Consider the following 12693-nt stretch of genomic DNA (forward strand, 5'->3'; position numbering starts at 1 on the left):
CAGGCTGATACGCATCCGCTTTCGAGAACGCCTACCTTCGCATCAAGCGGGTGAATTGGGCGCAAGGCGGAACGTCCGGTTCTGCGCGCATTGTCAATTCAGCAGGACGTAAGCTGGCCGAAAGCCGCCGGTCCGCTTTGGAGAAGGTCGGCCTGAAATGCTGACGGCGCGGTAGCGAATTTTCCGGATGTTCGGAAGGACAGCTTGCAGAAACGGGGTGTACGCGGCGAACCTGCTGGATACGAAAGCCCCGAGGCGGACAGGTCTCGCGCCGCCAATTCGGCCGATTCCCCATTTGGCACGCTTCTTGGTTCGTATCGACCAGCGCAGCGTCGCCCCGGCGGCAGCTAGAGGTTGGCGTGCCGTCGATGTGGTGAGGTGCCGGGCGACCGGATCTCCGCGACTGCCTTGAACCTGTCCCAAGTTCTGATCCCTCCATTGCAGGACCGGCACGCGCCGTCCGGCGGATCGTCCGATCCGCCCTCTGAGGAGAGTCGATATGTGCGACCGTCACGGCAATTATCGCGTCCCGGATCTCACGCGGTTCAAGCCCAGCCGCAGGCGCTTCCTCGGCGGCACCGCCGCCGCGCTAACGCTGGCGGTGGGTCCGGGACTGTCGAGCCCGGCCGCGGCCGCCACCGGCATCCGGGCGACCCATGGGACCGGGTTCTGCAACCTGAACTTCTTCCTGGCCGAGGCGATGCAACTCGCCAAGGACGACGGGCTGACCATCGACTTCGTCAACACGCCGACCTTCTCCGATCAGGTCACCTTCCTCGGGATGGGCCAGGTCGATGCTGGCGTGATGCCCTATACGAGCTTCATGGCCCTCTACGACGCGGGCGCCCCGGTGACGATCGTGGCCGGCGGCGGCATCGAGGGCTGTGTGCTCGTGGCTCAGCCAGGCCTCGACAGCCCCGAGAAGCTTAAGGGCAAGACGCTCGGCACCTTCCAGCTCGATACGCTGGAAGTGCTGCCCTACGACTGGCTGAAGAAGAACGGCGTCGCCTTCAAGGACATCACGGTCCGTTACATGGGCTCGACCCCGGAGGCCGTGGAGGCGTTCCGCGCGGGCGCCCTCGACATCATCTCGACGATCGAACCCTACGGCACGGCGCTGCTCACCGACGTGAAGGGTGCGGTCAAACTCTCCGACGGCACCGACATCTACGGCAAGGGCTACACCGACTGCGTGCTGGCGGTCCGCAACGAGCTGATCGCCAAGAACCCGGCGGCCGTGAAGGCCCTGATCAAGGGCATGATGAAGGCCCAGGCCCTAGCCGAGGGTGACCCCCAGGCCGCCCTGAACAAGCTCGTCGGCTCCTACTACAAGACCTCGATGAGCAACGCCCAGCTCGCCATGGGCCGGCAGCCCTCGGTGGTGGACGCCCGCAACCAGACGCAGTTCATCCTCGACCGGACCGATTCCGTCGCCGAGATGGGCTACATCAAGAAGAAGCCCGGCCGCGACGCGATCGACTGGACCCTGCTGGAACAGGTCATCGCCGAAAACCCGGATCTCTACGGCAAGCTCAAGCTGAAGTCGGCCTGAGCGGATGGCCGTCGATCTCGCCCGCGCCGCCGTCCCGCACATCCGGCCGCGCCTCCCGTTCGGTCAGCGCCTCGCGCTCCCCGACGGATTCGTCCCCCTCCTGCAACGGACCGGCTGGATGCTGGTCTCGGTCGGCTGCTTCGCCGGCCTCTGGGAGCTGCTCTGGGCGTTCGGCATCGCCGACGCCAAGCTGCTGCCGCCGCCACACATCTTCCTCGGCAACCTCGCCGAGCAGGCGCGCTTCTTCAACACCGCGCAGCGCTGGCAGATCGGCACCGGGATGAATGCCGGCCCGAGTCCGGCCATGGCGGTGCTGATCACGGTCCTCGCCTCCACGGGCCGAGTGCTGGCGGGTCTCGCTCTGGCGGCGACCCTGTCGATCCTCGTCGGCGTCGCGATCCGCTACGTCGTGCTGTTCGAGCGGCTGACGCTTCCGACCATCACGCTGCTCGCCCCGGTCTCGCCGATCGCGTGGCTGCCGGTGGCGATCTTCATGTTCGGGATCGGCAACGCCCCGGCGATCTTCATGGTGTTCATCGCCCTGTTCTTCACGATGGTCCTCTCGACCATCCACCAGATCGACGGGGTCAACCGCAACTACATCAACGTCGCCCGCACCATGGGCGCGTCGAAGCGCCAGATCTACGCACGGGTGATCGTGCCGGCGATCCTACCGGGCCTGCTCGCGGTGCTGCGCCTCAACCTGTTCGGCGCCTGGATGGTGGTGCTCGTCGCGGAGGCGACCGGCGTGGGCTACGGGCTCGGCCAGGTGATCATGCTGGCGCGCAACACGTTCAACCCGTCGCTCGTGTTCTTCACCATCACGCTGATCGGCCTGCTCGGCTTCGCCTTCGACCTGCTGTTCCGGCTGGTCCAGAGGCGGATGCTCTACTGGCTGCCACGCGACGCGGGGTCTTCCCTTGGCCTCTGATCCCCTCTCCCAGGACGCCGTCTCGTGCCGCGGCGTCGCCAAAATCTGGGCGGCCGGCACCGCCCGCGCCCACGAGGCCCTGCGCGACATCGACCTCACCGTGCGACCCGGCGAGTTCGTGGTGTTCCTCGGGCCCTCGGGCTGCGGGAAGAGCACCCTGCTCTACCTGATCGCCGGTCTGGAGGCCGCCTCCGGGGGTGAACTCCTGGCCTTCGGCGAGGCCTTCACCGGACCGTCGCCGGAGCGCAGCCTGATCTTCCAGGAAACCTCGCTGCTGCCCTGGCTCAGCGTCTGGCAGAACGTCAGCTTCGGCCTGTCGCTGAAGGGCGTGCCGGAGGCCGAGCGCCGGAGCGTCGCCCGTGCCGCGCTCCAGCGCGTCGGCCTTGCCGAAGCCTTCGACAAGCGGCCGGACGAATTGTCCGGCGGCATGCGCCAGCGGGTGGCGGTGGCCCGGGCGCTCGCCATGCGCCCGAAGGTGCTCCTGATGGACGAGCCTTTCGCGGCGCTCGACGTCCAGACCCGCCAGAAGATGCAGGACTTCCTGCTCGACGTCTGGCGGGACAGCGGCGCCTCGGTGCTGTTCGTGACCCACCACATCGACGAGGCGGTGGCGCTCGCCGACCGGGTGGTGGTGTTCACCGCCCGCCCCGGGCGGATCAAGACGATCGTCCGCAACGACCTCGCCCGCCCGCGCGACCCATTCTCGCCCGAGGCCGAGGCGCTGCGGCGGCACCTCACCGAGCTCCTGCGCGACGAGGTCGACCGGGCCTTCGCCGAGCAGGAAGCGCTCGTCTGACCCTTTCCCGATCAAGACGGACCCAACCATGGCCACATCGCTGATCCGCAGCCGGCGGATGATCACCCGCACCCTCGACCACGACCGTTGGGAGGAGATCGCCGACGGCGCGGTGCTGCAGACGGACGGGATCATCGCAGCGGTCGGCACCTACGCAGACCTGCATGCCCGCTACCCCGACGCCCCCGTGATCGGCTCCGGCCGTGAGATCCTGCTGCCGGGCTTCGTCAACGGCCACCACCATGTCGGCCTGACGCCGGTACAGCTCGGCTCGCCCGACATGCCGCTGGAGCTGTGGTTCGTCACCCGCATGGTGGCGCGCAACCTGAACCTCTACCTCGACACCCTGTATTCGGCCTTCGAGATGGTCGGCTCCGGGATCACCACGGTCCAGCATATCCACGGCTGGATGCCCGGCAGCCTGGAGGAGGTCGAGGCGCGCTCCAACGAGGTGCTGCGTGCCTATCGCGACATCGGCATGCGGGTTTCGTACTGCTTCGCGGTCCGCGACCAGAACCGCCTCGTCTACCAGGCCGACATGGACTTCGTGGCGAGCCTGCCGACCCCGCTGCAGGACCCGATGAAGCGCTGGTTCGAGCGCTTCCAGATGTCCCTGGAGGACAATTTCTCCCTGTTCCGCAGCCTGCATAGCGGACAGGCCGGGGCCTCGCGGGCCAAGGTCCAGCTCGCGCCTGCCAACCTGCACTGGTGTTCGGACGCGGCCCTCGAAGGCTTGGCGGGGCTCTCCGAATCCTACGACGTGCCGATGCACATGCACCTCGTCGAGACCGCCTACCAGAAGGCATACGCGGAGAAGCGCGGCGGCGGGACCGCCCTCGAGTACCTCGACCGGTTCGGCATGCTCGGGCCCCGCCTGACGCTCGGCCACGGCGTCTGGCTCAACGAATCCGACATCGAGCAGGTGGCGGCGACCGGCACCTGCATCTGCCACAACTGCTCGTCGAACTTCCGGCTGCGTTCCGGGGTGGCGGCGCTGAACCGCTTCGAGGCCAAGGGCATCAACACCGCGATCGGCCTCGACGAGGCCGGCATCAACGACGACCGCGATATGCTGCAGGAGATGCGCCTCGTGCTGCGCGCCCACCGGGTGCCCGGCATGGACGAGGCCGACGTGCCGAGCATGGCGCAGGTGCTGCGCATGGCGACCGTCGGCGGCGCCCGCACCACCCCCTACGGCGACAGCCTCGGCACGATCGAAGTCGGTAAGGGCGCCGACCTCGTCCTGATCGATTGGGACCAGATCGCCTACCCGTATCTCGACCCGGAGACGCCGCTCCTCGACGCGGTGATCCAGCGGGCCAAGACCGGCGGCGTCACCACGGTGCTGTGCGAGGGCGAGGTGCTCTACGCCGATGGGCGCTTCACCCGGGTCGACAAGGACGCCGCCCTGAAGGCGCTTCACGACGACCTGTCGCGGGCGCTGTCGGACGACGAGGTCGAGCGGCGCCAACTCTCCAAAGCCTTGCTGCCGCACGCGAAACGCTTCTACGCCGACTACATCGACCCATCGCGGCACGAACCGTTCTACCGCCCCAGCTCGCGCGTCTGACGGCGTGCGGCTCCTTCTCGTCAACCCGAACACCTCGGTCGCCATGACGGCCCGGATGGAGCGGGCCGCCGCAGCCGCACTCGCCCCGGACGTCACGCTCACCACGCTGACGGCCGCCCGGGGCCTGCCCTACATCGCGAGTCGCGCGGAGGCACAGCTCGCGGGGGCCGCGGTTCTGGAGAGTCTGGCCGAGCATCAAGCCGGCTTCGACGCCGCCGTCATCGCGGCCTTCGGCGATCCCGGGCTGATCGCGGCGCGGGAGCTGTTCGATCTGCCCATCGTCGGTATGGCCGAGGCGGCGATGCTCACCGCCTGCCTGCTCGGCCAGCGCTTCGGCATCGTGACCTTCTCGGGCACGCTGCTGCCCTGGTACGAGGATGCGGTTGCCCTCTCGGGGCTGTCGGCCCGCTGCGCCTGCGTCCGATCGGTCTCGGCGGCCTTCCGCTCGGTCACGGAGGTGCAGCATGAGCTGGAGGCGGAGATCGTAACCCTCGCCAACCGGGCCGCCGCCGAGGACGGGGCCGACGCGGTGATCCTCGCCGGCGCCCCGCTGACCGGCCTCGCCGCGCGGATCGGCGAGGCGGTGCCGGTGCCGCTGGTCGATCCGCTGGCGGCCGCGCTCGGTCAGGCGCAGGGGCTGGTCCGGCTCGGCGCGCGTCCGCCGCTGACGGGCCGCTTCGCCCGGCCCCCCGCCAAGCCCGCCACCGGCCTGGCACCGGCCCTGCGGCGCTGGATCGAGCGCGACGACGCCTGAGACAGGCCTATCAGGCCGGCGCGAACACGCTGCCCCACCCGGTGATCGCAGCTGTATCCAGCCCGGCGAGATCCATCGCCTTCCAGAGACTGACCGTCACGGAATCGTAGACCGGGATCTCGAGCTCCGCTTCGAGGGCGGGCGCGAGGGCGGCGCCCGCAAGGTTGGTACACACGATGGCGGCCGCCTCGGCACCCTCGGCCGCCACGGCACGGACCATCCCGGCGATCTCGGCTTCCTCCGCCTCCGCGAAGGCAAAGTTCTCCGACAGGCCGAGGTGCCGCTCGGCCGAGCAATCGAGTCCGTCGGCCTGCCAGTTCGCCTGGATCCGCGCCTGGACATCCCCCGTGTAGGGCGTGACCAGCCCGACGCGCCCGATCCCGCGCCGCTGGAACAGGTCGCGGAAGGCGAGCGCCGAGGTCGAAGCCGGCACGCCAGTCCGCCGTGTGATCGCCTTGGACAAGGCCATATCGTTCGCGAAGCCGAGCCAGGCGCCCGCCGTGCCGTTCCACAGGATCGCGGCGACCCGGGCATCCGCGAGCAGCTCGGAGGCGGCTAGCATCGGCGCCTGATCGAACTGATCGAGCGCCGCCGTCGACAGGCCGATCTGCGTCACCCGCAGGCGCGCGAAATGGGCCGTGATCCCGGGCTGCCCCGCCAGCAGGCGCGCCGTCATCGGTTCGAGGATGCTGTTCGAGGACGGCGTCAGCATTCCGAGCCTGGCCGTCGGCCGCGTGTCCACCATTTTGGCTGTCTCCCCTGCGCCTTGTGCGAGCCCGGCCCTCGCCGGTGGCAAGGATCGTTCCGGTGGGGCGGCACGAAGTGGCAGGGTGTCGCCATCGAGGTCCGCTCCGGACCCGCACACCGGGAGCAGTGGGATGGACACAGTATCGGCGATCGGCGGGTGGCCCTCGACATCTGCGGCGTGGCGCGGAAGGCGCCGTCCATGCCGTAGAGGGTGTCGAAGACCATGTAGCCGTGTTGCGGGTGAAGTAAGCGAAGGTCGTCAGGAACGAGGCCGCGATCCAATCCTGGAAGGAGAGGCCTCAGAATTTGGCTGATCTGACCGCATCAGGGACCAGTGCCCTCGGGGTGACGGTCTGGGCTGGATCGACACAGAATGTCCGTTCCTGGGATGGTACTGCGGTCACTTGCACGACCGGAATGGGCGCATTGCGGATCGTTCGCATACGCTAGGCGCTCAACTTCCGCAGCCGACCCAGCTCAGGCTCCTGCGACGTCGGCTTCAGGGTAGTCTGATCAGTGGCGCGAGCTACTGATGGTGGGCGATAGCTGCCGCATACCGCACTGATCCGGGACGCACGGAGCAAAGCTCGCGGTTACCGTCGACGGATGCGCCGGGCGCTTCACGGGCTGTTCCCCGGCGACAATCGGGACTCATTGCAACAGCGATCGCAAAGACATGGCGCGTGCTCTCGCGTTGGTCTGGCCGTTGCTATGCTCACGCATCTCGCTGAGGGCCACAATGAAGCGACGCACATTCCTCGCCGCAGGTGCCTCGACACTGGCAGCGCCGCTCGTCGGCCGAGCGCAGGACGCCCGGGTGCTGCGCATGGTGCCCCAGGCGAACGTGACGTCCATCGACCCGATCTGGACAACCGCGATCGTGACGCGCAATCACGCCTATATCGTCTACGATACTCTGTTCGGCCTCGATGCCGACCTGCAGCCCCAGCCCCAGATGGCGGCCGGCTACCGGATCGAGCAGGATGGGCGGAAGGTGACGATCGCCCTCCGCGAGGGGCTGCGCTTTCATGACGGCACCCCTGTTCTTGCGCGGGATTGCGTCGCCAGCATCAGGCGCTGGGCCGCGCGGAACGGGTTCGGCCAGACGTTGATGGCCGCGACGGACGAGATCGTGCACGACGGTGACGCGAACATCGTCTTTCGTTTGAAGGCGCCTTTCCCGCTGCTGCCGAACGCGCTGGCGAGCGTCAGCCAACCCGCCTTCATCATGCCGGAGCGGATCGCGCAGACTGATCCGTTCAAGCAGATCACGGACGCCACCGGCTCCGGGCCGTTTCGCTGGAAGGCGGACGAGTTCAACTCGGGCAGCTTGATGGTCTACGAGCGGCACGCGGGATACGTGCCCGCTCCCGGTGCCCCGAGCCTGACCGCTGGCGGCAAAGTCGCCCATTTCGACAGGGTCGAGTGGCAGATCATCGCCGACGGCGCCACTGCGGCGGCCGCGCTGCAGAACGGCGAGATCGACTGGTACGAGCAGCCGCCGCCGGAACTCCAGCAACTCCTCGCCCGCAATCGCAACATCGTCGTGGAAGGGCTCGACCGCTTCACCAATCCAGCCATCCTGCGCATGAACCACCTTCAGCCGCCGTTCGACGATGTCGAGGTGCGCCGGGCGGTGCTGCCGGCCATCGTCCAGAGCGACTTCATGGCAGCTGTGGCCGGTGATGATCCCGCCAACTATGACGACCGGTGCGGGATCTTTACGCCGGGAACGCCGATGGCGTCGGATGCCGGCATGGAGGTGCTCACGGGGCCGCGTAGCCTCGAGACGGCGCGGGCGGCGCTGAGAGCGGCGGGCTATAGCGGCACGAAGGTCCGGCTGATCGGTCCGACGGACATTCTGGCGCCCTCGGCGATCACACAGGTCGCGGCCGATCTGCTGCCCCGTATCGGCTTCAACGTGGATCTGGCCCTGAGCGACTGGGGTACGGTCATCCAGCGCCGCGTCTCACGCGAGCCCGTCGACAAGGGCGGCTGGTCCGTGCTGCTGACCACGTTCTCGTCGTTCGACAATGCTGATCCGGCCGCGCTTCAACCGCTCAGGGCCAACGGCGCCGGTGCCTGGTTCGGCTGGCCGTCGATTCCGAAGCTGGAGGAACTCCGCACGGCCTGGTTCGCTGCTCCGGATACGCATGCGCGCAAGGCGCTCTGCGCGGAGATGCAGCGGATCGCGCTCGACCAAGTGGTCTACATACCGGTCGGCTCCTATCGATCCATGACCTCTTACAGGCGCAATCTGACGGGCCGGGTCCTCGGGTTTCCCATCCTCTGGAACATCAGAAAGACCTGAGTGAAACTCCGGTCATCGGTGGAGGCCGGGGAGGTAATCGTTGGGCTCTGACGGGCCGCATCGGACGGCCGGATCAGACGTCTTATGCCAAGGCAAGTTCATGATGCGCATCCTCGGCCGCTCGACCTCGATCAACGTCCGCAAGGTTCTTTGGGCCGCGGCCGAGGCCGGGTTGAGCTTCGAGCACGAAAACGACTGGGCTCTGACCAAAGACACGCAAGGTCCAGAGTTCAGATCCCTCAACCCGAATGGGCTCGTTCCCGTTCTCGTGTGCGCGGAGGGTGTCCTCTGGGAGAGCAATACGATCTGCAGATATCTGGTTGCGAAATCAGGCCGGCATGATCTCCTGCCCGATACTCCGTTCGCGCGTGCGACCGTGGAAAAGTGGATGGACTGGCAGGCCGCCGATCTGAATTGTGCTTGGCAGGCGGCTTTCCTGGGCTTGGTCAGAAAGAATCCTGTTTACAGGCATGATCAAGTTGCGATTGCACGGAGCGTTGAACGATGGAATGACTTGATGCTCATCTTAGAGCAGCACTTGTCCGAGGCCGGTGGTTATGTCGTCGGTGACACCTTCACCCTGGCCGACGTGGTGGTCGGCCTTTCGCTTCAACGATGGCTCCTGACGCCCATCACGCGACCATCGACGCCGACGCTCATCGCGTACCGGCAGCGCCTGCAATCCCGGCCAGCCGTACAGGCGTGGATTGCCGCCGACGTACCCTGAAACGAAGGGTCACGAACGTTTGCTTTCGGCTCCGCGCAGGCGGTCTATGGGAGCGGCGACGCGAGGTATCCAGAAAGAGGCGCCGCGAGCTGGATTTTCGGGTTCAGCCGGAACTGCCGAGCTGAGTGGGCTTCCAAAATCCATATTCGTGCCTGAGAGGCGTCCGAATCAGCCCGAATGACCGGGAGGGGCGCGAAGCAGAGCGTCCCTACCGGTCGGCGAGTCGAGGTACGGAACTGGCGCACAACAGCGTCTCTGTTCGCGCGTCACCGGGTGCAGCAAACCGGATCTGGTATGCCTTGCCCATGGACTGCAATGACGTCCCTTTCGAAAAACTAAGCTGAAGTTGTTGGCCGGCATCGGAATGCGCTCGACAAGGCTCAAACCCTGAACCAAGCCCGCTTCGGAAATCGCCTCGACATCTCGGACGCCCCAAGCAGGGTCCCGCGCACGCAAGTTCACATCGAAGCTCGCGTTGCTCTCAGCCGTGTGCGCACCGGCCACCTTGAACGGTCCGTACAGGTAGAGCAGGCCGCCGTCAGGAAGGATGCCGCCAGCGCCTGCCATCAATCCTTCCGTCGCCGACCACGGTGCGATGTGGATCATGTTGATCGCAAGCACCGCATCGGCGCGCGGCACGGACCAGGGCTGTGCACGCACATCAAGCGGCAGGGGAGCGAGGATATTGGCCAAGCCAGCGGTTTGCATATGCGCCGCGATGCTTCTCAGGGCTTTTGGATCGGCATCACCGGGTTGCCAGGACAAGCTGGGCAACGCGGACGCGAAATGAATGATGTGCTCGCCCGACCCACTGGCCACCTCCAAGACCAAGCCGGAGGCGGGGAGCAGATGGCGCAGGACAGCGAGGATCGCCTCTCTGTTCCTGAGGACGGCTGGCGCAAACAAGGCGTCGCCCGCTGAGATGCCTTGGCTCAAGACTGCGTCCCATTTCAGCATCACTCACCTCACAACGAGCATGAGCTCTCACGAGGTAAAGCGGTCCCGAACCGTGGCCAGTACGTTGAGGCAGCTGGCAATCGGTCTGCTGAGGGGCTCCGAGCTCCCAGCGCGCCATGGTCCTGCAATCCGGCTGAACCGAGATCCGCTTCGGAGACACCGGCGGAGGCCACCGAATAATCGACATGCGCGAAGCAGTAGGTCTGCTTCAAGCAACGATGCAGACCTGTAGCAAAGAATTTCTCCGCTTGGCCGGTGGCGGCTGATGGCGGATGCCCGTCAGCTGGCGAAGCGCGCGAGGTTGCCGATGGGCGCACCAAGGACTGTGTCGTCGTGCATGACCAGGTGGCCGCGCACGATGGTGGCGATCGGCCAGCCGACGACGTCGGTGCCGGCGAACGGCGTCCAGCCGCAGGGCGAGACAATCCAAGACTCCTCGATCCTGCGGTGGGTCTTCAGGTCCACGAGGGTGAAGTCGGCGTCGTACCCGGCGGCGATCCGACCTTTGCCGGCGAGTCCGTAGACGCGGGCCGGCCCGGTAGCCATCAGGTCGACCAAGCGCGCCAACGACAGCCGCCCGGCCGCCACGTGGTCGAGCATGATCGGCACCAGTGTCTGGACCCCGGTGAGGCCTGCCGAACAGTCCGGCCAAGGCCGCTCTTTGGCCGCCCGCGCGTGGGGCGCGTGATCGCTGCCGATCGTGTCGACGGTGCCGTCACGCACGGCCGCCCAGGCTGCCGCCCGGTGCCGCTCGTCGCGGATCGGCGGGTTCATCACGCCGAAGCCGCCGAGGGTGTCGTAGCAGTCCGGGGCCACCTGGGTGAGGTGATTAACCAGCACCTCGACGGTGGCAACGTCGCGGAAATCGCGCAGATAGGCGAGCTCCTCGGCCGTCGAGACGTGCAGGATGTGGGTCGCCCGGCCGGTCTTCCGGGCGAGCGCCATGAGGCGCCGCGTACCCAGGAAGGCGCATTCCTCGTCGCGCCACTCCATGTGGGTCCGATAGGGCTGGCCCAGGCTGAATAGGTTCTTGCGGGCCTGGAGCCGGTCCTCGTCCTCGCTGTGGAAGGCCATACGCCGGTGGCCGGCGCGCATGGCGAGCTCGAGATGCGCGTCGTCCTCGATCATCAGCGCCGCCGTGGAGCTGCCGGCGAAGACCTTGACGGCGCAGACACCCGGCGCACGCTCCAGCTCGGCGAGGGCGTCGATATTGGCCTTCGTGCCGGCCACGTAGAGGCCGATGTCGCACCAGCTCCGGCCTGCCACGTAGTCGCGCTTCCAGGCGAGGCGCTCGATATCGGCGATCGGCGGGACGGTGTTGGGCATGTCGAACAGGGTGGCAATCCCGCCCAGCATCGCGGCCCGCGTTCCGGTCTCGATCGTCTCCACCGCCGGGTCGCCGGGATCGCGCAGGTGGACGTGGCTGTCGATGAGGCCGGGCAGGACGTGCAGGCCCGCCGCGTCGATCACCGTTTCCGCGGTGGCGTGGGCCGGCGTCGCGAGGTCGGCGATGCGCCCGTCGCGGATGCCGAGATCGATCCGCTCGGTTCCCCAGGGGGTGACGCAGGTGCCGCCGCGGATCAGCAGGTCGTAATGCATCGCCGGGTCCTTCCTAGGTGGCCCTGTGGAGCAGGACCGCACCGAGGGCGGCCGCCACCGCCTGCTGACAGGGCTCGACGACCGGGCACCCGATCGCCTGCTCGATCGTGGACCTGTGTGGCGCCATGCCGGCGCAGCCGAGTACGATGGCGTCGGCGCCGTCTCGCTCGACCAGGATCCGCGCCGCTGCGATCAGACGATCGCGGATGGCCGCGCCCGCGGTCTCGTCCGCCCGTGCCTCAACGGGCCGGCTGCCGGCGTAGCGTTCGCCGACGCCCATCTGGCGGACCATCCGGCGCTGGCGCCTCACGCTGCCTTCCGACAGAGCGACGATGCCGAAACGCTCGCCCAGGGTGAGCGACCGGAGGATGCCCCACTCGGCGATGCCCATCACGTGACGACAGCCGGCGACCTCGCGGGCGGTGTGCAGACCCGGGTCGCTGAAGCAGGCGATGACGAAGGCGTCCGCCGCATCGGACGCGATGCGGCGGGCGAGCGGTATGACCACAGAATCGGCGTCCTGCTGGGACGCGATGCTTGCCGGCCCCTCAGGCAGGTCCGTCACCACGATGGCGGGGCCGCCGGCCAGACGCAGTGGATCCAGCGCCGTGTCGATGGCGGCGGTCACGCTTGGAGAGGAGTTCGGGTTGATGACTAGGATGCGCGCGGACCTGACGGCGCCGGGATCTTGCATGCCGCCTCCTGCGGAGCCAACGCGATAGCCTGCCGCTCACGACAGAGGATTCCGC

10 protein-coding genes and 1 pseudogene are annotated in these 12693 nt (G+C 67.5%); 7 read left to right on the forward strand and 4 right to left on the reverse strand.

Going from position 1 to position 12693, the window contains the following annotated elements:
• The first annotated feature begins 499 nt into the window (after nt 1–499).
• From AC3WSN_RS10430 to AC3WSN_RS10450, 5 genes are read left to right on the forward strand one after another with little or no spacing between them, the layout of a single operon-like run.
• A complete protein-coding gene (locus tag AC3WSN_RS10430) occupies nt 500–1552 on the forward strand; it encodes an ABC transporter substrate-binding protein (RefSeq protein ID WP_492537786.1) in 1053 nt (350 codons plus the stop codon).
• Nucleotides 1553–1556: 4 nt separating this feature from the next.
• Nucleotides 1557–2483: an ABC transporter permease gene (locus AC3WSN_RS10435; protein WP_192708110.1), complete on the forward strand. Its 927-nt coding sequence runs from the start codon at nt 1557–1559 to the stop codon at nt 2481–2483.
• Nucleotides 2473–3279 (forward strand): ABC transporter ATP-binding protein, encoded by an 807-nt coding sequence (locus AC3WSN_RS10440; RefSeq protein WP_192708109.1) that lies wholly within the window; start codon nt 2473–2475, stop codon nt 3277–3279. The genes AC3WSN_RS10435 and AC3WSN_RS10440 overlap by 11 nt, the downstream gene beginning before the upstream one ends.
• A gap of 28 nt (nt 3280–3307) precedes the next feature.
• On the forward strand, nt 3308–4849 hold the full coding sequence (locus AC3WSN_RS10445; protein WP_192708108.1) for an amidohydrolase family protein: 1542 nt from the start codon (nt 3308–3310) through the stop codon (nt 4847–4849).
• A 4-nt stretch (nt 4850–4853) separates the two neighbouring features.
• The gene (locus AC3WSN_RS10450) at nt 4854–5603 is read left to right on the forward strand and encodes an aspartate/glutamate racemase family protein (protein ID WP_192708107.1); all 750 of its coding nucleotides are present in this window, start codon (nt 4854–4856) and stop codon (nt 5601–5603) included.
• Nucleotides 5604–5613: 10 nt separating this feature from the next.
• On the opposite strand, the gene AC3WSN_RS10455 is transcribed toward AC3WSN_RS10450, so the two are convergent.
• Nucleotides 5614–6348: a maleate cis-trans isomerase family protein gene (locus tag AC3WSN_RS10455; protein ID WP_192708106.1), complete on the reverse strand. Its 735-nt coding sequence runs from the start codon at nt 6346–6348 to the stop codon at nt 5614–5616.
• A gap of 741 nt (nt 6349–7089) precedes the next feature.
• On the opposite strand from AC3WSN_RS10455, the gene AC3WSN_RS10460 reads away from it, so the two are divergent.
• Both AC3WSN_RS10460 and AC3WSN_RS10465 read left to right on the forward strand, forming a co-directional pair.
• Nucleotides 7090–8661 (forward strand): ABC transporter substrate-binding protein, encoded by a 1572-nt coding sequence (locus AC3WSN_RS10460; RefSeq protein WP_492537790.1) that lies wholly within the window; start codon nt 7090–7092, stop codon nt 8659–8661.
• Nucleotides 8662–8761: 100 nt separating this feature from the next.
• Nucleotides 8762–9388, forward strand: coding sequence for a glutathione S-transferase family protein (locus tag AC3WSN_RS10465; protein WP_492537792.1), 627 nt, complete (start codon nt 8762–8764; stop codon nt 9386–9388).
• A gap of 321 nt (nt 9389–9709) precedes the next feature.
• Here the strand turns inward: AC3WSN_RS10465 and AC3WSN_RS10470 are convergent.
• The 3 genes and pseudogenes from AC3WSN_RS10470 to AC3WSN_RS10480 all read right to left on the reverse strand — a co-directional run.
• Nucleotides 9710–10345: pseudogene (locus AC3WSN_RS10470) on the reverse strand (DUF938 domain-containing protein); the annotation flags it as partial.
• A gap of 279 nt (nt 10346–10624) precedes the next feature.
• Nucleotides 10625–11944, reverse strand: coding sequence for a dihydroorotase (locus AC3WSN_RS10475; RefSeq protein WP_492537794.1), 1320 nt, complete (start codon nt 11942–11944; stop codon nt 10625–10627).
• Between the two features lie 13 nt (nt 11945–11957).
• The gene (locus AC3WSN_RS10480; RefSeq protein ID WP_192708101.1) at nt 11958–12638 is read right to left on the reverse strand and encodes an aspartate/glutamate racemase family protein; all 681 of its coding nucleotides are present in this window, start codon (nt 12636–12638) and stop codon (nt 11958–11960) included.
• Between the last annotated feature and the right edge of the window lie 55 nt (nt 12639–12693).

Source organism: Methylobacterium sp. FW102-HT35C08, from assembly GCF_058790235.1.